The 22,524-nt window shown below is 41.6% G+C and carries 18 protein-coding genes; 8 read left to right on the top strand and 10 right to left on the bottom strand.

Translation table 11 applies throughout. The features are described 5' to 3' along the window. Positions 1-636 precede the first annotated feature (636 nt). The gene (gene rbsK, locus B9T19_RS09795; RefSeq protein WP_094568449.1) at positions 637-1,578 is read right to left on the bottom strand and encodes a ribokinase; all 942 of its coding nucleotides are present in this window, start codon (positions 1,576-1,578) and stop codon (positions 637-639) included. A 402-nt stretch (positions 1,579-1,980) separates the two neighbouring features. On the opposite strand from rbsK, the gene B9T19_RS09790 reads away from it, so the two are divergent. The 4 genes from B9T19_RS09790 to B9T19_RS09775 all read left to right on the top strand — a co-directional run bounded on the left by B9T19_RS09790 (position 1,981) and on the right by B9T19_RS09775 (position 5,277). Continuing rightward, positions 1,981-2,874, top strand: a complete 894-nt coding sequence (locus B9T19_RS09790; RefSeq protein WP_094568448.1) for a transporter substrate-binding domain-containing protein — start codon at positions 1,981-1,983, stop codon at positions 2,872-2,874. 249 nt (positions 2,875-3,123) lie between these two features. After that, positions 3,124-3,855 carry an amino acid ABC transporter permease gene (locus B9T19_RS09785; RefSeq protein ID WP_094568447.1) on the top strand — a complete coding sequence of 244 codons (732 nt, stop codon included), beginning with the start codon at positions 3,124-3,126 and terminating at the stop codon, positions 3,853-3,855. A gap of 1 nt (position 3,856) precedes the next feature. Beyond that, entirely contained in the window at positions 3,857-4,549 is a 693-nt protein-coding gene (locus tag B9T19_RS09780; protein WP_094568446.1) for an ABC transporter permease subunit, read from the top strand. Then, positions 4,546-5,277 carry an amino acid ABC transporter ATP-binding protein gene (locus tag B9T19_RS09775; protein WP_094568445.1) on the top strand — a complete coding sequence of 244 codons (732 nt, stop codon included), beginning with the start codon at positions 4,546-4,548 and terminating at the stop codon, positions 5,275-5,277. Before B9T19_RS09780 ends, B9T19_RS09775 begins: the two co-directional genes overlap by 4 nt. Positions 5,278-5,470: 193 nt before the next feature. On the opposite strand, the gene B9T19_RS09770 is transcribed toward B9T19_RS09775, so the two are convergent. From B9T19_RS09770 to B9T19_RS09745, 6 genes are all read right to left on the bottom strand, one after another. Next, positions 5,471-6,520 carry a peptide ABC transporter ATP-binding protein gene (locus B9T19_RS09770; RefSeq protein WP_094568444.1) on the bottom strand — a complete coding sequence of 350 codons (1,050 nt, stop codon included), beginning with the start codon at positions 6,518-6,520 and terminating at the stop codon, positions 5,471-5,473. Beyond that, a complete protein-coding gene (gene dppD / locus B9T19_RS09765; RefSeq protein WP_094568443.1) occupies positions 6,513-7,532 on the bottom strand; it encodes a dipeptide ABC transporter ATP-binding protein in 1,020 nt (339 codons plus the stop codon). The genes B9T19_RS09770 and dppD overlap by 8 nt, the downstream gene beginning before the upstream one ends. 10 nt (positions 7,533-7,542) lie before the next feature. Further along, positions 7,543-8,508 carry a dipeptide ABC transporter permease DppC gene (gene dppC / locus B9T19_RS09760; RefSeq protein ID WP_094568442.1) on the bottom strand — a complete coding sequence of 322 codons (966 nt, stop codon included), beginning with the start codon at positions 8,506-8,508 and terminating at the stop codon, positions 7,543-7,545. 10 nt (positions 8,509-8,518) lie between these two features. Next, on the bottom strand, positions 8,519-9,535 hold the full coding sequence (gene dppB, locus B9T19_RS09755) for a dipeptide ABC transporter permease DppB (protein WP_094568441.1): 1,017 nt from the start codon (positions 9,533-9,535) through the stop codon (positions 8,519-8,521). A gap of 315 nt (positions 9,536-9,850) precedes the next feature. Beyond that, positions 9,851-11,479, bottom strand: a complete 1,629-nt coding sequence (locus B9T19_RS09750; protein WP_094568440.1) for an ABC transporter substrate-binding protein — start codon at positions 11,477-11,479, stop codon at positions 9,851-9,853. A 261-nt stretch (positions 11,480-11,740) separates the two neighbouring features. Then, positions 11,741-12,526, bottom strand: a complete 786-nt coding sequence (locus tag B9T19_RS09745) for a TSUP family transporter (protein ID WP_233146845.1) — start codon at positions 12,524-12,526, stop codon at positions 11,741-11,743. A 502-nt stretch (positions 12,527-13,028) separates the two neighbouring features. On the opposite strand from B9T19_RS09745, the gene B9T19_RS09740 reads away from it, so the two are divergent. The 3 genes from B9T19_RS09740 to B9T19_RS09730 all read left to right on the top strand — a co-directional run bounded on the left by B9T19_RS09740 (position 13,029) and on the right by B9T19_RS09730 (position 16,262). Beyond that, complete coding sequence (locus tag B9T19_RS09740; RefSeq protein WP_094568439.1) at positions 13,029-13,859, top strand: hypothetical protein; 831 nt, start codon at positions 13,029-13,031, stop codon at positions 13,857-13,859. 83 nt (positions 13,860-13,942) lie between these two features. Beyond that, entirely contained in the window at positions 13,943-15,214 is a 1,272-nt protein-coding gene (locus B9T19_RS09735; RefSeq protein WP_094568438.1) for an NAD(P)/FAD-dependent oxidoreductase, read from the top strand. 232 nt (positions 15,215-15,446) lie between these two features. Then, positions 15,447-16,262, top strand: a complete 816-nt coding sequence (locus tag B9T19_RS09730; protein ID WP_233146844.1) for a S1 RNA-binding domain-containing protein — start codon at positions 15,447-15,449, stop codon at positions 16,260-16,262. A 160-nt stretch (positions 16,263-16,422) separates the two neighbouring features. Here the strand turns inward: B9T19_RS09730 and B9T19_RS09725 are convergent, their stop codons facing one another. Beyond that, complete coding sequence (locus B9T19_RS09725) at positions 16,423-17,880, bottom strand: sodium:alanine symporter family protein (RefSeq protein ID WP_094568436.1); 1,458 nt, start codon at positions 17,878-17,880, stop codon at positions 16,423-16,425. Positions 17,881-18,332: 452 nt separating this feature from the next. Beyond that, positions 18,333-18,791 carry an OsmC family protein gene (locus B9T19_RS09720; RefSeq protein WP_094568435.1) on the bottom strand — a complete coding sequence of 153 codons (459 nt, stop codon included), beginning with the start codon at positions 18,789-18,791 and terminating at the stop codon, positions 18,333-18,335. Positions 18,792-19,110: 319 nt separating this feature from the next. Here B9T19_RS09720 and B9T19_RS09715 point away from each other — a divergent pair, with 319 nt between their 5' ends. Beyond that, positions 19,111-19,368 carry a hypothetical protein gene (locus B9T19_RS09715; protein WP_094568434.1) on the top strand — a complete coding sequence of 86 codons (258 nt, stop codon included), beginning with the start codon at positions 19,111-19,113 and terminating at the stop codon, positions 19,366-19,368. Between the two features lie 264 nt (positions 19,369-19,632). Here the strand turns inward: B9T19_RS09715 and clpB are convergent, their stop codons facing one another. Continuing rightward, positions 19,633-22,248, bottom strand: a complete 2,616-nt coding sequence (clpB, locus tag B9T19_RS09710) for an ATP-dependent chaperone ClpB (RefSeq protein ID WP_094568433.1) — start codon at positions 22,246-22,248, stop codon at positions 19,633-19,635. Positions 22,249-22,524: the final 276 nt, after the last annotated feature.

Genomic DNA, 22,524 nt, shown 5'->3' with positions numbered 1-22,524 from the left:
AAAAAAATAGATGCTGGAATTGTTTGGTTAGACTTCTATTCTTTTGCTCACGCAAACAAATACAAGCCCCCATACAAACTTACTTAAGATTAATTTGTTAAAGAACTTTAGGGTTAAAGTGAATCAAGATTGAATCTCTTACCGCCCTAAGCAGACGAACTATACTACAGATGCTTTATCAACTTGTCAAACTTATTTTTAACTATTTTTTGAGTTCTTTTCGATTTTTTAATCTTGATTTTGATTTTAACTTAAATCTCAATCTCAATTTCGAACCCTACTCAAACTCCTATTAGCAAGATGTTAAAAACTATATTAAAACTATATTAAAACTTGCTTAAAACTGACTACTAATAGGATGAAGCTTTGACTGTTTCAGAAGCGCTGTGTCGTCTGAGGTGATGTATCTTACCCCTTTCATTTTTATTTGCAACTCTTTTTTTAAAAAATTTTTACATTTCTTGAGTGGTTTTTAAATTATCTCTGGTCTTACTTGGTAATCCCGCTTTTAGCTTTGTGACCAAAAGATCAAATGAGTCAATCGATTAGATCATTGAACCTCTCCCAATCATCTAATCGCCGGTAAGAATTAATATCTATTGCTCATCTAATATCAAATATCTTCGTCTCTACTTCTTACTGTTTATTTTCTAAATAGAATTGATCGATTGCTTTGCGCCAAGGAATAGCAGGATGTGCCCCTTTCTTTGTTACCGCTAAAGCACCGGCAGCATGTGCTAATTCGACAGATTGCAATAATGACTTACCCTCTAAAAGCGCCGTCACCAAAACACCATTAAAGGTATCCCCTGCACCAATCGTATCGATCGCCTCAACTCTAAAGCCCGGGATTAAATCTCCGGTTATCTCTCTAGAGGCACTCATTTGACTAACCCACGCACCTCTCTTTCCTAAGGTAATGATGACAATTTCGATCCCTTTCTCATGTAGCTTTTGTGAGGCTAATGCCGCATCTTCATCACTTTCAACCTTTATGCCGGTTAATAGCTCAGCTTCCGTTTCATTAGGGGTAATGATATCGACAAATGAGAGAAAACGATCTGATAAAGCCCTCGCAGGTGCTGGATTAACCACAACTCGTACGCCCGATTTTTTAGCATGCTCTGCTGCAAGGTCTAAAGCTTCTTGTGGTGTTTCAAGTTGCATTAAGAGCAGATCGGCCGAGCTAATTTCAGGAAGTAGAGGCTTAACCATCGCTTCTGTCATCGCGCCATTAGCGCCAGCATAGATGCCGATCATATTTTCACCTTCACTATTAACGAAGATAAGTGCAACACCCGTTTTCTCATTCTCAACAACCTGAATTAAACGGGTATCGATCTTATCTTGCTGAAATTGTGAGATTGCAGATCGACCAACATTATCATCCCCAACAGCAGCAATAAAGGTGACATCTGCACCCGCTCTTCCGGCAGCAACTGCTTGATTTGCCCCCTTTCCTCCTAAAGAGACTTGATATTGGTCACCTGCAAGCGTCTCTCCCGGCGCTAAAAAATGGGGCACATTTAAGATATAGTCCACATTACTACTTCCTAGCACTATCAATTTTTTTGGCATAACTCATTCCTGTAGATATCGATCAATGATCAACAGAATAAGGAGTTACTCAAAAACCGTCAAGAGAGCAAAAGAGCATCCTATGATATCGATTACTATAACTTTGAGTTATATAGACGTCATAAAAGTCACATCCCTTCCTAATTGCCTTTTCTGCAGCACTATCATATATCTAGATGTAGACCATCATAAATAGAGAAGCTATGAGTAATGATGACGCGACTACAGCAAGACTTTATATACCGAAATAGATATACCGCAAATGGGGGCAACATAAGACTTAAAAGGTATCGATATCTTGAGGCTGTCCATTCAAAAGCTTTTGGCACTTTTAGCACAACATCATAAAACAATAAAAGATGGTCCCATTTAACTTTATTATCACTATCTGGAGGATAACAGATGAAAAAGTCGATTTTAGGACTCACCCTGTGCGGTTTACTTGCACTTCCCTGTATCTCTCTATCAGAAGAGCTAACGGGAACACTCAAGAAGATTGATGAAACAGGAACCATTACCCTAGGTCATAGAGAATCCTCTATTCCATACTCCTACTATGATAATCAACAAAATGTCGTCGGCTACTCTCATGAGATTAGTATGAAAATTGTTGAAGGCATTGAGAAGAAACTGGGGAAAAAGATCGATGTCAAACTCGTTCCTATTACTTCACAAAATCGTATTCCACTGATGAAAAATGGAACGATCGATCTAGAATGTGGCTCAACGACACACAACACCGCCCGTGCGCAAGAGGTCGACTTTACCAATACAATCTTTATTATCAATATCCGTATGATTACAGATGTTAATTCGGGTATTGAATCTTTTGAAGAGCTCAAAGATAAGGTGGTCATTACCACCGCGGGGACAACTTCGGAGCGTGTGCTGCGTAATATGAATGCCGAGAAGGGGATGAATATGCGCATCCAAGCAGCAAAAGATCATGGTGATGCTTTTATGATGCTAGCTGATAATCGCGGCGTTGCTTTTGTGATGGATGACTCTCTACTCTATGGAGAGAGAGCAAAGTCACCTCAACCTGATCGCTGGGTCGTTACTGGAGAATCACAAGGGCAGGAAGCTTACGCCTGTATGTTGCGGAAAGGAGATAGTGAGTTTAAGGCCTTAGCAGACCAAGTAATCGCAGATCTTTCTGGCTCTGGGGAGATGGAACTTATCTACAACAAATGGTTCACTGAGCCCATTCCCCCTCGTAATGCCAACTTGGAATTTCCACTCTCTGAGAGTATGCGAGAGCTCTTTAACAACCCCACGGATAAACCTTATCAATAGCGTCTTATCGCTCTTATGAGATAGCGCACAAACGCGCAGATATTGACAAGGATCTCTAGGAAGAGCGTACCTCTTCTCTAGAGTTTCTCGTCTTTAATAAATCTGATTTAGAAGCGTAGCGTTAGTAGACACCTTGAGCAGATACGCTTTCTCTATCGCTCTATTGACTGAGTGCGAGATATCTCTCAAAGCCCCCTACTTCGATCGCACTACTCCTACTCTTACCCTCTTCTCTTAAAAGGTTAATCTATGTTTGGACTAGATTTTTCTATGCTCTTACAAGAAGCCGTCATTAATGAAACATATCTAGACTGGCTTTTAGAAGGTGCGAAATGGACCATTATCTCCTCTGGTAGTAGCTGGATATTAGCATTAGCGTTAGGAATTATTATTGGAACAATACGAACCTTACCTAGTCGCACACTACGATTTATTGGGGCAACCTATGTCGAGTGCTTACGAAATGTCCCGCTCATTGTGCAACTCTTCTTTTGGTATTACGTTTGGCCTAACTTAATGCCTGAAACAATCGGTAATTGGATCAAATCTCAAGATCCTTTAGTGCAGATGATGACTGCGGGGATCTTATGTTTAGGTCTATTTACCTCTGCACGAATTGCAGAACAGGTTCGATCAAGTATCGAATCATTAGCAGGAGGCCAACTCAGAGCTGCTCTTGCCACTGGTTTAACGCTTCCGCAAGCTTATCGTTACGTCATCTTACCCCAAGCACTGAGAATCATCTTACCGCCGATGACCTCCGAGCTTCTTAATATCTTTAAAAACTCCTCCGTACTACAGACCATTGGTCTTGCAGAGCTAACCCGGCAAGCGGCACAGATCAACGATTATACAGCGAAAGCTTACGAATCATTTTTCCTTGTGACGATTGCATATATCATCATCAATGTCACCTTAATGTTCATTATGAAGTTGATCGAGCGATGGACACAACTTCCCTCACTGAAAGAAGGAGCTTAAAATGGGTCAATTCTCTTTTTCTAGCCTCTTCTCTATTATTGGTGAAAACTATCAGTTTCTATTACAAGGGATGGCCGTTAGCTTACAAATTACCGGCATTGCCATCGTTGTTGGGATCCTTTGGGGAATTGTGCTTGCCGTTTTACGGCTCTACGGTCCTAAGCCGATCGCTTGGATTGCAACGGGTTATGTCAATCTCTTTCGTTCAATCCCACTCATTATGGTGTTAATGTGGTTCTACCTCGCAATTGGTCCAACTTTACAACAATATTTAGGCTTAGGTAACAGTACGGGAGTACGGCTCTTTTGGGCGATCGTCGCATTTTCTCTATTTGAGGCCGCTTACTATTCTGAGATTATTCGCGCAGGATTTAAGAGTGTACGCCGGCAACAGATGAGCGCAGCCTTAGCTCTCGGGATGACAAGAGGACAAGCAATCTATCATGTCATTTTGCCACAAGCGCTTCGCAATATGATCCCCCTACTTCTAACGCAAGGTATTATTCTTTTTCAGGATACTTCCCTGGTCTATATTATGAGCCTTAATGATTTCTTCAGAACTACAGATATTATCGGCTATAACAATAATGCAAAAATGGAGATGATTCTTTTTGCCGGCTTTATCTACTTTATCATCTGCTTTTCACTATCTTATCTCGTTCGAACCTTACAAAAGAGAAGAGGCACCTTATGATTCAATATCAGAATGTCAGTAAATTTTATGGCAATTTCCAAGTACTGAAAAACTGCTCCACTGAAATTAAAGAGAAGGAAGTCGTCGTGGTTTGTGGCCCTTCTGGTTCTGGGAAATCAACCTTAATTCAATGTGCAAATGGTTTAGAGCCTTTCCAAGAGGGGGATATTATTATCAATGGGCATTCATTAGCAGATCCTAAAACCAATATTAATAGAGTTCGAGCTGAGGTAGGAATGGTCTTTCAACATTTTGAGCTCTTTCCCAATATGTCTATTGAAAAAAATCTTATGCTTGCACAGATGAAGGTTCTAAAACGTGATAAAGAGAGTGCTCATGCAAAAGCGCTAGGATTATTAGATCGGGTTGGATTAAGTAAACACCTCGGAAAATATCCCACACAACTCTCTGGCGGACAACAGCAGCGTGTTGCTATCGCAAGAGCGCTTGCCATGGATCCTGTGGTGATGCTCTTTGATGAACCGACCTCAGCACTCGATCCTGAAATGATTCATGAAGTACTTGCTGTTATGACAGAGCTCGCTCAAGAAGGGATGACAATGATGTGTGTCACCCACGAAATGGGATTTGCCCGACAAGTAGCGGATCGAATTATCTTTATCGATGAGGGGGAGATCTATGATGATCTCTCAAAAGAAGCTTTCTTTGAAGGAACACCTAGCGAACGGGCACAGACCTTTTTGAAAAATATTTTCCATAATGACTGATATCTCTTTGATCATCAGTAAAGATTAGAAAAGATCAGAAAACCAGGGGAAATCATAAAAAAGATGGGGCTGTCGATCATAGCTCCCATCTTCTTACACTGATTACACTCACTGCAGTGAGTGTACAGATTAGAGAATAGATCAGATAGGTTAAGTCTCATAGAACATCAAATAAAACCTTTTCTGATACCCATTAATCTTCCCCTCTCTTATCACGAGCATCGAGTGACTCAATCTCATCGAGGAGAAAACAAGCAACTTCATGAGGCTCACCACCTCTATCGTGATAGACCTTGATCTCCGGCTGAGAGTGATAGCACTTCTCAAATGCTTTAGGACAGCGAGTATGAAATGCACAACCTTGTGGCGGATTGAGTGGGCTCGGCAATTCACCTGTTAAGGTGATCTTCTCTCGCCGGTTTTGATCATTCAATCTTGGGGTTGCCGATAGGAGTGCTTCAGTATAGGGATGCATAGGATCTAAAAATAGCGCTTTTTTACTCGCTTTCTCCACCGCTTTACCGAGATACATCACCATCACATCATCGGCAATATGCTCCACAACAGAGAGGTCATGTGAGATAAAGAGATAAGAGAGCCCTAACTCCTCCTGAAGATCCATCATTAAATTGAGAACTTGTGCTTGAACAGAGACATCAAGTGCTGAGACCGGCTCATCAGCAATCACAATATCGGGATTGAGCATTAAACCTCGAGCAATCGCAATCCTTTGTCGTTGTCCTCCCGAGAACATATGGGGATAACGATCATAAAACTCAGGACGAAGGCCTACCTTCTCCATCATCGCTAAGACCCGCTCTTTGCGCTCTCCCCGACTGAGATCACTATTAATCTTGAGAGGCTCTTCTAAAATCGTGCCGATCTTCTTTCGCGGATTGAGGGAACCATAAGGGTTTTGAAAGATAATCTGAATCTTCTGGCGTCGCAAAGCGGCCGTCTCTGGTGCAGAAAGGAGAAGAGAATCTCCCCGATAACGCAACTCACCACTTGTGGGGGGCTCAATCATTGTTAATACTTTAGCAAGGGTCGACTTCCCACACCCCGATTCACCCACAACCGCCAATGTCTTACCCGCTTCAAGCTCAAAGGAGATGCCATTTAAAGCCTTCACCTCCCCCTTTTCACGAAATAAGCCTCGGCTGACAGCATAATATTTCGTTAATTCCTCCGCGACTAAAAGAGGCGCTTTCTTAACACCACTTCTCTCTTCCTGACTACTCATAAGCTCCTCCTGATAAGGATTCTTCGTCGCTCTCGGACATGACTATCTGTTTTTTAACCAAAGGAAAATGGCATTTCACAAAACGATCCTCTCTCTGCAGTAAAGGGGGCTCCTGTTGCCGGCAGATCTCTTGACAATAACTACAGCGAGGGTTGAGAAGGCAACCTTGAGGCCGATCATAACGCCCCGGCACAACTCCAGGTAGTGATTGTAAGCGGGAAGCACCTTGAGAAAACTCCGGCAAAGAGCGAAGGAGTGCTTCGGTATAAGGATGAAGTGGCGTTTGAAAAAGTTGTGTGGCAGGCGCAATCTCAACAATTTGTCCGGCATACATCACAATAATCTTATCCGCCGATTCCGCAACTAATGCCAAATCATGGGTAATCAGTAGAAGCGCCATCTGCTGCTCTTTTTGCAATTGAAGCAGAAGTGAGATGATCTGTCCTTGAATCGTGACATCAAGCGCTGTAGTCGGCTCATCAGCAATCAACAATTTAGGATTACAAGCAATGGCGATCGCAATCATCACCCGTTGACTCATCCCCCCCGATAATTGATGAGGATAGAGATTAAAACGATTGGCGGCATCAGGAATCCCCACCAACGTCAATAACTCTAAAGCCCGCGCTTTACGCTCCCTTTTCCTCCCACCTTGATGGACTTTTAAGGTCTCCATAATTTGATACCCTACGGTAAAAGAGGGGTTGAGCGAGGTCATCGGATCTTGAAAGATCATCGCTACATCATCCCCTAAGATCTTTTGTCGCTCCCGCCTTTTCATCTTTTGTAGATCTTTACCATCAAAAGAGAGGGCCTCTGCCGAAACGATGCCGGGAAAGTCGATCAATCCCATAATGGCAAGAGAACTTACAGATTTACCGGATCCGGACTCTCCGACAATACCAACCACTTCCCCCTGATCAACGCTATAACTGATTCGGTCAACCGCACGAAAACGATCTCCTTTCTCTCCAAATTCAACCGTTAAGCCTTTTACTTCTAATAATCTCATCTCTGCCCCCTTACACCTTCAACTTTGGATCTAATGCATCTCGCAAACCATCACCCATCAGATTGAAGGCGAGAACGGTCAATAAGATCGCAATTCCAGGAAAAGCGACAACCCACCACGCAGATTGCGCATATTGCAAGACATCAGAGAGCATGGTCCCCCACTCCGGAGTTGGTGGCTGAGCCCCCATTCCTAAAAATCCCAGTGCCGCCATATCTAAGATCGCATTAGAAAAACCCAATGTTGCTTGCACAATAAGAGGTGCTAAACAGTTGGGCAACACATTAATAAACATCTGCCGAAGATGCCCCGCTCCGGCAACTTGAGAGGCAATCACATAATCTTTCTCCATCTCGCCTAAAGCAGTCGCTCTTGTAAGTCTTATATAGTGAGGTAGCGCCACAAAAGCGAGGGCAATAGAGGCATTAACAATCGATGGACCAAAGATAGCCACTAGAACAAGTGCTAAAAGAAGACTCGGTAGAGCTAACATAATATCGACAATACGCATAATGATCGCTTCAACAGTACCACCAAAATAACCGGCAAGAAGCCCTAAAGAGATACCTAGCAGTAGCGAAAGAAGCACAACGACAACACCCACTAATAATGAGAGACGCGCACCAAAGATCAATCGGCTTAAAATATCGCGTCCAACATCATCCGTTCCTAAGATAAACTGCCAAGAACCTCCCTCCATCCAGACAGGTGGCTTTAGGAAAGAGCCCCGAAACTGTTCTGTCGGATCATGAGGTGCAATATATTGAGCAAAAATAGCGACAAAAATAATAAAAAGGATAAAGATCAGCCCTAGCAATGCGCCTCTATTTCGACTGAAATAGAACCAAAATTGTCGAAGAGGGGTCTCAGGTTTACGCGCAAAGAGAAGTTCTTCCGCAGGAGGACGATCCGCCTCTAAAGTTGCTTCGCCCTCTTCTAAAATGACATTTAAATCTCGATCATGATGTTTAGCCATCTTACTCTCCTTATTGATGTCTAATACGAGGGTTAACAACGCCATAGAGTAGATCAACAATAAAGTTGACTAAAATAATGAGCGAAGCAACGAGGAGAACACCACCTTGAACAACAGGATAATCACGACGCTGTAGTGATTCGATCAGCCAGCGACCAACTCCCGGCCAAGAGAAGATTGTCTCTGTTAAAATCGCACCACCCAACATTGTTCCCACCTGTAAGCCAATCACCGTAACAACGGGAATGAGTGCATTTCGCAAGGCGTGAATCAAAATAATCCGCATCCGCCCTAACCCCTTCGCTCTAGCGGTTAAAATATAATCTTCACTCAAAACTTCGAGCATTGAGGAGCGCGTCATCCGAACAATCACGGCTAATGGAATCGTTCCTAAAACAATGGCAGGAAGAATCATATGATGAAGCGCATCCCAGAAATCTCCCTCTTCCCCAAAGAAGAAGGTATCGATCAACATAAAACCTGTTAATGGCTCACTATCATCAAGAAAGACCATATCGCTAATCCGGCCGGAAACCGGCGTTAGATCGAGATTGACAGAGACCAGCATAATCAACATCATGCCCCACCAAAAAATGGGCATTGAATATCCTGTTAAAGAGATCCCAACAGCCGCATGATCGAAAATCGATCCGCGCTTCACCGCGGCGATCACGCCGACAGGAACCCCCACCACAACCGCAAAAATCATCGCACAAGTTGCAAGTTCTAATGTTGCTTTAAAACGGGGGACAAATTCTGACCAGACCGCGCGCTGAGTCACCAGAGAGTTCCCTAAATCGCCATGAAACAATCCTTTAAGATAGTTCCAATATTGCACGATATAGGGTTGATCATAACCAAATTGCGCACGCAACTCAGCATAGCGCTCCGGAGTAATACCGCGCTCGCCGGCAAAGAGCAAAATGGGATCGCCCGGTATCAGATGAATAAAGATAAAGGTTAATAGTGTGATACCGATAAAGGTGGGGATAATCATCCCCAATCGGCGAAAGAAAAATTGAATCATGTTGCATCCTATCTCTGGAAAAGATTGAGGAAATGCGATAGCGATTCATCGGTTAACCCAAGACGCCTAGAGCACCATTCTTATTGATTGAGTGATCTAGCTAACTAATATTAACTAGTGGATTAGCTAACAAGCTAGTCGCACTCATCAAGATAGAGATAAAAAGGAGCGCTTAGGTTAAAACCCATAGCGCTCCTACCTCTATACTTATTTAAGGATTAGGTCGCCAATATAAAATCTTCAATGATGAAGATCCCTCTTTAAAAGAGATTGATAAGAGGAACCAAAATTAAGCTATCGCAACGCTATCTAAATTTAATCCTCAATATCAACTTGGTTGAAGTTGTGCGTTCCTAATGGATCGATAACATAATTGACCACCTCTTTTCTCACCGGCATATAGACAGTAGAGTGGGCAATATTGAGCACAGGTTGTTCACGATGTTGGATCTCTTGCGCTTTTTTATAGAGTGCAACACGCTGATCATGATCAGTCGCTGCTTTTGCTTCTGCTAAGATCTCATCAAACTCACTATTACACCAGTTAGAGTAGTTTGATCCTGCCTCTGCGGCCACACAACTTAAAAGAACTGAGAAGAAGTTGTCAGGATCCCCATTATCTCCCGTCCAGCCCATAAGTGCTGTATCATGCTCACCATTACGAAGACGCGTTAAATACTCACCCCACTCATAGGTGACGATATTAGCTTTAACACCGATCTTCTCCCAGTCAGATTGAATCATCTCTGCCATTCTACGAGCATTAGGGTTATAAGGACGCTGTACCGGCATCGCCCAGAGAGAGACTTCAAAACCCTCTGGAACACCCGCTTCTGCAAGTAGGGCTTTTGCTGCCTCTGGATCATACTCATCATCGACAATCTCATCGTTATAACCCCACATCGTTGGCGGAATAAAGTTCTTCGCCGCCTCCCCATTACCTTGGAATATCGCATCGATAATATCGGCTTTATTAACCGCCATACTCAATGCTTTTCGTACTTCTAATTTATCTAATGGAGGCTTTTCCATATTGAAGGCAAGATAGCCGATATTGAGTCCTGTCAACTCCTTCACATCGATATCAGAATTCGCACGCATCTTCTCTAAATCAGCAAGGTTAGGATAAGGCATCACATGACACTCACCCTTTTGCAATTTGGCAAAACGGACCGAGGCATCTGGTGTAATAGAGAAGATCAGGCGATCTAATTTTGCCGGCTCACCAAAATAATCCTTAAATTTAGTAAAGAGAATCCGAGAATCTTGCTCATAAGCTCTCAATTGGAAAGGACCGGTTCCGATCGGTTTAAGATCAATCTCTTCTGGCTTACCTTTTTCTAAGAGTACTTCACCATATTCAGCAGAGAGAATAGAGGCAAACGCCATCGCTAAGTTCGCTAAAAATGGGGATTCTGGCGAGGTTAATGTGATTTTAACGGTATGATCATCAACCTTCTCGACCGATTCTATCAACTCAGGGAATCCCATCGATTCAAAATACTCAAATTGACGACTCGAAATATTATGATAGGGATGTTCAGGATTCATCTGTCTTTCAAAAGTGAAGATCACATCATCGGCATTAAAGTCCCGAGTTGGTTTAAAGTCCTTATTACTATGAAATTTGACTCCTTTTCGGAGATGGAATGTATACTCTTTGCCATCTTCACTCACATCCCAGGATTCTGCTAAACCTGGTTCGAGTTCTGTAGTGCCTAAGACAAACTCGGTTAATCGGTTATAGAGTGGAATACCACTTGCATCAAAGGTGGTCCCTGATGATGCTAATTGGGGGTTAAAAGTCTCCGGTGAAGCTTCTGAACAGTAGACTAATGTGGAGGCTTGCGCCGTTCCTAAAAGTAGCGCACCACCAACAGTAATCGCGGCTACGGCTCTTTTGACGCCTAATGAAAGGCGTGTTAATAGATATTTCTTCCTCATGCTTTCTCCTTTATTGATAGTAGCGAGCTCATCACTCTGCCGCTATCGCTTCTCCTGGTTAGTATGACACCCTATTTCGGCACCTATTTATCATTATTATTTTTTAAAATCTGTCACCGTAAGAATATTGTCGCTGCAAAAAGATTGTAACTTCTTGTCGCCTCACTTTTCATATGAAGCATCTTTTCATATTGATCGGTAACTCCTTCATAATTACTCTCTTTCTTCTAAAAATGCAAGCAACGCGAGGAGGCTCAACAGCTATCCCCAAAAAGAGAGAACCCACAAAGAGAGGGGATTATTGGGTTCCAAAAGAAGTTTGATCGCCATGGCAACACTCATCACAATTAAGAGAGGACGTATCACCTTACCTCCATATTTAACGGCAAATAGCGCCCCCAATTGCGCACCGATAAAAGCCCCTAGCGCCATCAGTAGTCCTAATAGAACCTGCATCTCTCCTGAAAAAGCAAAGATAAGGAGTGAACCAATATTAGAAGCGAAATTAGCAAGCTTTGTCTCTGCAATCGCATTAACTAGTGTCGAGCCGAGAAGAAGCACAAATGCCACCATAAAAAATGAACCTGTTCCCGGACCAAAGATCCCGTCATAAAAGCCGATTAAGGGAACTATCGTTAAGAGAAAGAGTGTTCTTGAGATCTTTGCTCTTCGCTCACGCCCATCTAGATTAGGAGAGAAGAGAAAATAGATCGCCACAGAAAGTAGCAGTAATGGAACAACGATCTGTAAAAAAGTGGCCGGCAATCGTGTTGCTAAAAGCGCACCTATCATGCCGCCAGTCAAAGCCAGAAAGAAGACCCACTTAGAGTGATGCCACTGAATTAAACCTTGACGAAAAAAGGCAAATGTTGCCGAAAAGGAGCCGGCAGATGATTGTAATTTATTGGTCGCCAATGCTTGTACCGGCGATAAGCCTGCTAATAGTAGTGCCGGTAGTGTAATCAGACCACCCCCACCGGCGATTGCATCGATAAATCCTGCGACCATCGCCACTAACATTAAAATCAGGAATAGTTCTCCTGCCATATGTTCCCCACTTTATCTTTCATAAGTTATTGATTGATTGTTAATTAATGATTAACTATTTATTAACTGATTATTTTAACTGATACTTTGATCATGATACTTTGGCCATCTCCTCTTCAACTCGCTCTACATGCCTCTACATGCCTCTACAAAGTCATCAATAAAGCCGGAACGATCGAGCCCTTTCAAGAATATTGCCATAATAACTATGATAGATACTGTAATATTAGAGATTAAGAGCGAGACGCATAGAGAATAATGTGCCGTTCGAGCGAGATTATCAGCAGTGTATCAAACCCCTGAAATCTCTGATGATAAAAATAGATTCCTCCCAAAACGCCATAAAAAATGGAGATGATTCAAGGGGATCTATGACATAAAAAAAATAGGAACTCATTTATGGAGAAGATAATAAAATGAGCCCTACTATGAGCCTAGAAAGCTATGAGTCTATGTGTCTATGAGCCATAAAATAATCAATCAAAATAGTAAGGAGATATTCATGAATCAAGGAGATAACGGATTAGAGCGCAGAGAGAGTGGGCAGCGCCTACTTCTTGGGATCGATCTACAGAATGACTTTTGCCACCCTGAGGGAAAACTCGCTGTAGCGGGAGCAGAGGAGGATCTAAAGAAGATTATTCACCTAATTGAGACAGCAGGAGAGTATTTTACCGAGATCATTATCAGCATGGATTCTCACTATCCGCTCCATATTGCTCATCCCACATTTTGGCGCAATGAGGCGGGCGATATGCCGGCACCCTTCACCACAATTACCTATGAGGATGTGGTACAAAAATATTGGATTCCACAATATTATCCTAAGCAGGCATTACACTATCTAAAAACGCTTCAATCTGCCGACTATCAATGCACCATCTGGCCACCCCATTGCCTTATCGGTACAGATGGTTGGGCGCTACCTGATCCCCTCTATCAAGCGCTCTCCCAATGGTCCCACAGAGCAGGAAGAAACTTTGAGCTCTACAATAAGGGGAGTAACCCCTTCACAGAACATTATAGTATTCTCAAAGCGGCGGTTGAATTTCAATCTCATCCGGCTACTTGCCTAGATCAACAGCTCTTAAACCGATTTGCAATATTTGATGAGATTGTGATTGTGGGTGAAGCAATGGATTTCTGTGTTGCCAATACAATTGCCGACCTCCTAAAAAATGCACCTCAAATCATGGAGAAGCTGATCATTTTAACCGATTGCATGTCCAATATTATTCCAAATAATCAGGCCTCTGCTAAAATTTACCAACAAGCGGAAGCACTTGGCGCAAGAATGATGCATTCTGAAATATATTTAAAATCGATTCTATAGTCTATTTCGATCGCTTATAATTGCTCCCCTTCAGCCCTTCTCTTCAATCACTTCTACAAAATTAAGATAGGTAATAGTAGACTATGAAACCATTCCCCTCACATTTCGATCTCATCATTGTCGGTGCTGGCGCTGCCGGGATGATGGCTGCAAGTTATGCCGGTAAAGCAGGACTCTCTGTCCTTCTTTTAGATCATGCCACAAAGATTGGGGAGAAGATTCGTATCGCCGGAGGCGGCTTTTGTAATTTTACTAATACCCATATCGATGGCTTCGATGCCGCCCCCTATTATGTTTCAGAAAATCCTAAGTTTGTGCGCTATGCGCTCTCTAACTTTACCGCCCAGGACTTTATCGCGCTTGTTGAACGCTACCAGATCCCTTATACCGAAAAACATCGAGGACAACTCTTCTGTGACCGTGAACTAGGGGCCTCCTCAAAAGATATTATCAATATGCTTCTTAATGAGTGTAAAGAAGCAGCGGTTGAACTACGAAAGGGATGCCGAGTGGATACTATTACAAAATCAGCTGACAGATTCCAAGTAGAGAGCTCAGAGGGCTTATTGACAGCATCCTCCATCATTATTGCAACAGGAGGGCTAGCGATTCCTAAAATAGGCGCTACCGATTTTGGCTATCGCATTGCAAAATCGTTCGGGCACTCTATTATTCCAACACGTCCGGCACTAGTAGCGCTCCATTTTGATTTTTGGGAAGCTGAAGAATATAGAACACTTGCCGGCATTTCGATGCCTGTTGAGATCTCCACACAATCAGGGAAAAGAGCAAAAGATCGTATCACCTTTGAAGAGGACCTTCTTTTTCGCCACAAAGGACTCTCTGGTCCCGGTATTTTACAGATCTCAAGTTATTGGCAACCTGGAAGAGCAATCACTATCAATTTTGCGCCCAATATCGATCTTACTCAAGCGTTGTTAGATCTTAAACAGCGTGCTAAATATCAACTAGAACGCGCCATCACTGAATTGATTCCAGCATTACCTAAGCGATTTATTCAATTTTGGTTACAAAAAGCACCCTTCCAAAGCTATCTAACAACCCCACTTCCTGAAATCCCTCATAAAATTTTAGAAACCTTAGGGGCATCGCTCAATGCATGGTCTATTACACCTAGTGGCACCGATGGACACAAAACGGCAGAAGCAACTAGAGGAGGCGTCAATACCAAAGAACTTAACCCTAAAAGCATGGAGAGCCGATTAGTGGAGAACCTCTACTTTATAGGTGAAGTTGTTGATGTTGTCGGTTGGCTCGGAGGTTATAATTTTCAATGGGCGTGGGGATCAGCCGTCTGTGCGGCAACTGCCATTGCAAAAAAGCAGTCCCAATAAATATTTTTAGAACTCTTAATACAAAAATTTTCGCCTCTTCGATAGCTTTCAATCACTATTTTTTTTCATATGCTTATAATAGAGCCTATTAGAGAATCTCTTTTCGATCTTTATAGAGATCAAAGATATTCACTGTTTTAAAAAGTAGCATCACTGAGCGCTACAATGTATCAATTAATCATCAAAAGGCCTTATGTCTTATAACAGTACAAACAGCCCTATCATTGGGCAGATGAATCGTTTAACTATCATCGAAAAGAATAAATTAGGATTGATCTTAGAGGGTGATGTTCTTCTACCACACCGAGATATCCCCAAAGACCAACCTACTCAGGTGGGTAAATGGCTCGACCTTTTTGTCTATCTTGATAATCATGGCCACGCTATTGCCACCCCCCAAAAACCTTATACCACTGTTGGGCGCTTTGCAGATCTTCAAGTGGTCGAGATCAACGATATCGGTATTTTCCTCGATTGGGGATTACCTAAAGATCTACTGCTCCCTTTTAGCGAGGAAGTGGGTACCGTTCATGCTGGGGATTTTGTCATTGTCTACACCTATATTGATGAGGTATCTGGCCGTATCACCGCAAGCATGAAACTTGAGAAATTTTTAGATCAAAAACCCCATCATTATGAGGTTGGGAATCCTGTCGCGCTGCTTGTGGAAAGCATGACTGATTTAGGGGTAAAGGTAATTGTCGATCACACATTTTGGGGCCTAATCTACCATAGCGATGTGAAGAGCGATCTTGAAATTGGCGATGAGATTGAGGGCTTTGTAAAACATATCCGAGAGGATGGAAAGCTCGATATTGCAGAACAGGCTATTATCAATACACCTGAGGCGCGAGAATCTTTAGAAGAGATGATTATGCGGAGATTGAGTGAGTATGGCGGAACCTTACCAATTAGTGATAAGAGCTCACCGGATGAAATCCATAAAATTTTAGGGGTCAGTAAATCAGCCTTTAAACGCGCATTAGGGGCGCTCTATAGAGAGCGAAAAATTATTATAAAACCTGATGTCGTAATCAAAAAAATCTAGGTGAAATTTTCAAAAATAAGAAGATCACCCCTTACCGATACTAATTTATAGCAGTATACAGAGGTGATCTCCCCTTGCATGCTCGTGATCTCTAAGACATACAAGTGAACTTCCCATAGCTCATTAACTTCTTATATCTAAAAGGGAAATATATAGAGTTCTACCCAGAATCCTTCGATGGTGGCATCACTCGAAAATAAGCATCTTCTTGAAATTGAGTTTCTAAATCATCATGCTGCCAACACTCAAGCTCACCAAGCCAAGGGATATCTGTTGCATAAAATTGAGGATCAAAACCTAGCCTCTTCTGCTCTACATAATGATTCCATAACGCAGTAACCACGTGTCGTAAAGAAAAAATTACAATACTATTAAGTACCGTTAAAGAAGAAATAAATATCATCGTAATCGCAATTAAAGCACCCATATCAATAAAATAACTCGTTAATATTACTATGATAAAAAAAAGTTTATAAAGATGTTCTACCCATTTGCAATTTTTAAAATAGAGAACATTAACCATTCCATAATAAAAACCACTAATGATCGATGTTAAGGCAAAGAGAATCAAAATAAGTGAAAAAATATAAGGAGCAAATAAACCTAAGGATAGCCCTAATGAAGCCTGCATCAAAAGAATTCCATTCGCCACATTAGGACTATAGAGACCAGAAGAGAGAATAATAAAAGCTGAAAGTCCACCGATAACAAAACTATCAATAAAAACCCCAAAGCTCTGTAATAATCCTTGCTTAACAGGATGGCTCGTATTCGCCGTTGCCGCTGCCGAGGCAGTGCTACCAATTCCTGCTTCATGAGATATACTTCCCTTCTTAATACCCTCAACAATAGCGACTCCTATCCCTCCACCTACCGCCTCCTGAAAACCGAAAGCACTCTTAATAATTGACCAAAACAGTGTAGGCAACTCTTGAATATTGAAAAAAACAATCGCTAAAATAATTGTAATATAAAGGAAAAGGGTTGCGGAAACCATCAGCGTAGCAATATGAGTAAGCCAACGAACATTACCAATAATAGTTACTAAAATAACAATCAATATTAACCACAGAATTTTTTCTCCCATCGCTTCACTATATGTACTATGGACTAACGAGACTAAAATATTCGAATGAATCCCATTAAAGATGACAATAAAAAGAGCTATAAATATGATCGCATAGAGGGCCCCTACTTTAGGCATCTTTAAACCTTTGCAGATATAATAAGCAGGCCCCCCACGATAAAGACCTCGATCCTTAGATTTATAGAGTTGAGCTAAAACGGCCTCAGCAAATGCCAAAAACATTCCTAAGAAGGCAAAAACCCACATCCAAAAAACAGCCCCAGGTCCTCCAAGACTAATAGCAAGCGAAACACCAACAATATTCCCAATCCCTATCCTATTCCCCATACTCAAACTAAAAGACTGAAAAGGGGTAATGCCACTATTATTTCTTCGTTTTTCAAAGAGGAGTTGCTTAATCTCTTTAAAGTAGTGAAATCGAAATAGACCAATGCGATAGATAAAATAGAGCGCAACAATAACATAAATGGGTATTAATAGGCAAAACCAGACATTGGCATCTAGCAAAAAATAAAATTGTTCTTTGAACATTAAGCCCCCACCACTCTTTCTTATAAACGTTATAATTCTTACTAACAGTCTATGGAATATTAATTATATGAGTGTCTATAATAAATAAAAATATGTAAATTTTTATAAATGAAGCATATTTATCAAATTTATTTTTAATCATTCTGATTAACTTCTTAATCTTATTTAAGCTCTTGTCATATTAACTTTAAGTGGTGATTTTAATGGGAGCTCAATTTCTATTTATAATCTGTCAGTGAAAAGTAGATCAGTGATGGGCAATATTAAAAATCAACATGCGTCTTTGACTCTCCCGATAAAACAACCATTTACCCTAATTTCAGTTATATTTTTTCCCCAATATCTCTTGCGCTTTAAAATCAATATTAAGAAAAATCTTTAACTACTTTTATATTTTTCAATAAGTTGCATACAATATATAACAAGTTTAAAAACGAAAAATATTCCGCTAACTAAACTTTACATAAATTGACTACATTAACTATAATCTCTTTTTTCGGCGCCACATCGATCGTTGCGGCAACAGGACAGTGACTCTCCACATGCGCTATTGCGGCATCGATAAGAGCCTTATCGGCTGAAGAGGTAAGATGGTAGCGGGTTCTTATCTCACTAAAACCTATTGGCACAGTGGGATCTCCCATATAGCCGGCGGAATCAAAATCGCCTTCAACTTCAATCAAACACTCTTTATAAGGAATATTTTTTTGGGTAGCATAGGCTTTGAAGACCATTGTCTTACAAGCACCTAAAGCTCCTAGAAGGAGCTCTACCGGCGTCATGCCCTCATTATCACCATAAGGTTTGGGTTCATCAGCAATAACAAGATGCTCACGCGCCTCAATTTCAACCTGATAATTCTCTCTAACTTGGCAACTGACTCGATAAACTTTTGCACTCTTTCGCGCCATAATAATCTCCTCTATTTTTCAATCATTTAGATAGTTATCTCCATCACTGCTCTCCCCCTCTCCCTTAAACCTCGCGATTCCTTAAACCTATAAAATAAATATATAAAATCTATTGAATCTAACGAGTCTATGAAAGAGTGATCGAGATCGCCGGCATCGTAATGTAGAAACTACGATTATAACGGCTTTACCTAAAAGTGACAGAATTCTCCCTCAATCCTCAAAACCCAGATCTCTATTAATTGACGCATCTTTACGCAGAAGTAAGCTACAATAAAAAAATAATGCATTAATGACATCATTCTAGGGAGATTTAATAATGGAGCAAAAGCCATTTCACTCTTCACGCCGACACTTTCTACAGATCAGCTCTCTGCTGGCGATTGGTATCGTTACAAATCCTATTGCACGGGCACTCACCACTACCGATACTCAAGAAGCGGCATATAGTTCTCGTTTTAATAACCGAGTCAATCAAGATGAGATCCGCTCGCTCGACTTCGATTCGCACCACTTTCCTCTACGCAATTATCGGTTAAAGTCTGGCCCCATCCCAATGACTCCTTCTCTCTTTTAGTTGACCCATTCAATCATGGGAAATGATAATCAACAGTAAAACCAATAAAAACTGATGGAAAAGTAGCGCAAAACTTAATAGCAACTAATAGCAACTAATAATGATTAACGACGATTAATGATGAGGCAATTAACGATGACTAATAGATAATTGATACAAAAAGGCTGATAGAGAATTCTCTACCAGCCTTTATTCTTTTCTACTAAAATCAAGATTCAGATCAGCCTGATCTCATTTCAGTCACAGATTGATTACGCGATCTCATTAGAGAACTTCAATTTCAGCATCAATCACATCCATATTGAGATCACCATCGATGATGACACTATCTCCCGCTTTAAACTCACCACGTAAGAATGCTTTTGCTAAAGGGTTCTCTAAATGAGTTTGGATCGCACGTTTCAAAGGTCTTGCACCGAAAACAGGATCGTAACCAATCTCCCCTAATTTATCGAGCCCTTCCTCTGTGACACTTAACATCACATCATGCTCAAGGAGACGTTTAACCACACGATTCACCTGTAATTTCGCAATCTCACGAATATGCTCTTTACCAAGTGGGTGGAAGACAACAATATCATCAATACGGTTGATAAACTCCGGACGGAAATGTTGACCAACAACCTCCATCACCGATTCACGCATAGCGAGATATTGATCCTTCTCACTTAAATCACTCAAGCGAGCTGCCTGCTCTTGAATCAAGTGTGAACCTAAGTTCGAAGTCATGATAATGACCGTATTTTTGAAATCTACCGTACGGCCTTGACCATCTGTTAAGCGACCATCATCTAATACTTGTAACAAGATATTGAAGACATCGGGATGTGCTTTTTCAACCTCATCGAGCAAAATCACTGAATAGGGGCGACGACGAACCGCTTCCGTTAAGTAACCGCCCTCTTCATAGCCAACATATCCTGGAGGAGCACCAATAAGGCGCGCCACGGAATGTTTCTCCATAAATTCCGACATATCTAAACGGAGCATTGCATTCTCATCATCAAAGAGGAAGGTTGCTAATGTCTTCGTTAACTCTGTCTTACCAACACCTGTAGGTCCTAAGAAGAGGAAGGAACCGATCGGACGATTAGGATCAGATAATCCTGCACGAGAACGACGAACCGCATCTGATACCGCAGTAATCGCCTCTTTCTGGCCGATCACATTTTCACCGAGCACCTCTTCCATACGAAGTAGTTTCTCACGCTCCCCTTCCATCATGCGACTGACCGGGATACCTGTCCATTTAGAGACCACATCCGCAATCTCATTCGCTGTCACTTTTGTTCTAACTAGTCGATGCTCACGCTCTTCATGATTTTCTGCTTCTTGTGACTCTTTCAATTGACGCTCAAGCTCAGGAATCTTGCCATATTGAAGCTCACTCATCTTCGCAAGATCACCACTACGTTTCGCCGCTTCAAGCTCAATACGCGCCTGATCAAGATCCTCTTTCAGAGAGGTTGCACCCTGCATAAGGCTCTTTTCGATTTTCCAAACCTCTTCAAGATCTGCATACTCTTTCTCAAGTTTAGAAAGTTCAGCTTCCAGTGTCTCAAGACGCTTTTTCGATGCATCATCGGTCTCTTTCTTAATCGCTTCACGTTCAATTTTTAATTGAATAATACGACGATCAAGTTTATCCATCGCTTCTGGCTTAGAGTCGATCTCCATCCGAATTTGGCTTCCTGCCTCATCGATCAAATCGATCGCCTTATCCGGTAATTGTCGATCGGTAATATAACGATGTGATAAGGTTGCTGCGGCAACAATCGCCGGATCCGTAATTTCGACCCCGTGATGGATCTCATAACGCTCTTTTAATCCACGCAAAATCGCAATCGTATCTTCTACCGTAGGCTCTTCTACCAATACCTGTTGGAAACGACGCTCAAGAGCCGCATCTTTTTCAATATACTCTCGATACTCATTAAGCGTTGTCGCACCGATACAGTGAAGTTCTCCACGAGAAAGTGCAGGTTTAAGTAAGTTACCGGCATCCATAGCACCATCTGTTTTTCCGGCACCCACCATCATATGAATCTCATCGATAAAGAGAATCACTTGACCTTCTGCCTTCTCAAGCTCTCCTAATACGGCTTTAAGACGCTCTTCAAATTCACCACGGAATTTTGCACCGGCGATTAATGCCCCTAAATCGAGTGAAAGAACACGTTTACCTTTCAATCCTTCCGGCACTTCCCCATTAACAATACGTTGAGCAAGTCCTTCTACAATCGCTGTTTTACCGACACCGGGCTCCCCAATCAATACGGGGTTATTTTTAGTACGGCGTGACAAAACTTGAATCGCGCGTCGAATCTCATCATCTCGTCCAATCACAGGATCGAGTTTACCAAGCTCCGCACGCTCAGTTAAATCAACAGTATATTTACTAAGTGCTTCACGCTTCTCTTCTGCATTAGGATCTTGCACTGTTTCACCTCCACGAATAGAGTCGATTGCTCGATTGAGCAACTCTTTAGTTACACCAGAATCTTTTAAGATCTCAGCAAGTCCTTTCTTTTCATCCAAAATTCCTAGGATAAAGACTTCTGAAGAGAGATAACCATCACCGCGGCGATGCATCTCTTTCTCTGCAGCTACTAAAACACGCTGTAGATTCTGACTAATATGGATATCATTGCTTCCAGAGATCTTTGGAAACTTATTAATGGCCTCATTAACTTTCTGATTTAAAAGAGGGATATTCGCTCGGCATTGACGAAATAGGGGTAAGACCGATCCCTCTTTTTGATTGAGCATCGCACTTAAAACATGCTCAGGCTCAATATATTGGTTATCGTTGGTGAGCGCTAAGGTCTGTGCGCCACTTAACGCATTTAAGAATGCTTGTGTAAATTTATCTTGGTTCATCTACCAATTCTCCCATAATTTATCAATCGTGCTGGGGTTTACCATTCTAAATCTTTCTTATTCTTCAATTTTCAATCTTTTCTAACACACCTTTTATTCAGATCTTAGAACATTCCCCTGTTGATCATAAGATGGGGATAACCATCCCTATTTCAAGTATTTTTACCGATTTATTGATAATTTTACAAAAATTTTATGATTATCCTTATGAATGCCCCTATTAAAAAAGACGATTAATAACTCATTAACAGATCTATTAATAACTCTATTAACAGC

The sequence above is a fragment of the Ignatzschineria sp. F8392 genome, from assembly GCF_002252045.1.
GTDB lineage: Bacteria > Pseudomonadota > Gammaproteobacteria > Cardiobacteriales > Wohlfahrtiimonadaceae > Ignatzschineria.
The sequence above is the reverse complement of the archived record's forward strand: the minus strand, read 5'-3'. Positions and strand labels throughout refer to the sequence as shown.

Excerpts from the sequence above, each read along its gene's own strand:
- rbsK (WP_094568449.1), bottom strand. The coding sequence starts at position 1,578 with ATGCCAAAAAAATTGATAGTGCTAGGAAGTAGTAATGTGGACTATATC.
- B9T19_RS09790 (WP_094568448.1), top strand. The coding sequence starts at position 1,981 with ATGAAAAAGTCGATTTTAGGACTCACCCTGTGCGGTTTACTTGCACTT.
- B9T19_RS09785 (WP_094568447.1), top strand. The coding sequence starts at position 3,124 with ATGTTTGGACTAGATTTTTCTATGCTCTTACAAGAAGCCGTCATTAAT.
- B9T19_RS09780 (WP_094568446.1), top strand. The coding sequence starts at position 3,857 with ATGGGTCAATTCTCTTTTTCTAGCCTCTTCTCTATTATTGGTGAAAAC.
- B9T19_RS09775 (WP_094568445.1), top strand. The coding sequence starts at position 4,546 with ATGATTCAATATCAGAATGTCAGTAAATTTTATGGCAATTTCCAAGTA.
- B9T19_RS09770 (WP_094568444.1), bottom strand. The coding sequence starts at position 6,520 with ATGAGTAGTCAGGAAGAGAGAAGTGGTGTTAAGAAAGCGCCTCTTTTA.
- dppD (WP_094568443.1), bottom strand. The coding sequence starts at position 7,532 with ATGAGATTATTAGAAGTAAAAGGCTTAACGGTTGAATTTGGAGAGAAA.
- dppC (WP_094568442.1), bottom strand. The coding sequence starts at position 8,508 with ATGGCTAAACATCATGATCGAGATTTAAATGTCATTTTAGAAGAGGGC.
- dppB (WP_094568441.1), bottom strand. The coding sequence starts at position 9,535 with ATGATTCAATTTTTCTTTCGCCGATTGGGGATGATTATCCCCACCTTT.
- B9T19_RS09750 (WP_094568440.1), bottom strand. The coding sequence starts at position 11,479 with ATGAGGAAGAAATATCTATTAACACGCCTTTCATTAGGCGTCAAAAGA.
- B9T19_RS09745 (WP_233146845.1), bottom strand. The coding sequence starts at position 12,526 with ATGGCAGGAGAACTATTCCTGATTTTAATGTTAGTGGCGATGGTCGCA.
- B9T19_RS09740 (WP_094568439.1), top strand. The coding sequence starts at position 13,029 with ATGAATCAAGGAGATAACGGATTAGAGCGCAGAGAGAGTGGGCAGCGC.
- B9T19_RS09735 (WP_094568438.1), top strand. The coding sequence starts at position 13,943 with ATGAAACCATTCCCCTCACATTTCGATCTCATCATTGTCGGTGCTGGC.
- B9T19_RS09730 (WP_233146844.1), top strand. The coding sequence starts at position 15,447 with ATGAATCGTTTAACTATCATCGAAAAGAATAAATTAGGATTGATCTTA.
- B9T19_RS09725 (WP_094568436.1), bottom strand. The coding sequence starts at position 17,880 with ATGTTCAAAGAACAATTTTATTTTTTGCTAGATGCCAATGTCTGGTTT.
- B9T19_RS09720 (WP_094568435.1), bottom strand. The coding sequence starts at position 18,791 with ATGGCGCGAAAGAGTGCAAAAGTTTATCGAGTCAGTTGCCAAGTTAGA.
- B9T19_RS09715 (WP_094568434.1), top strand. The coding sequence starts at position 19,111 with ATGGAGCAAAAGCCATTTCACTCTTCACGCCGACACTTTCTACAGATC.
- clpB (WP_094568433.1), bottom strand. The coding sequence starts at position 22,248 with ATGAACCAAGATAAATTTACACAAGCATTCTTAAATGCGTTAAGTGGC.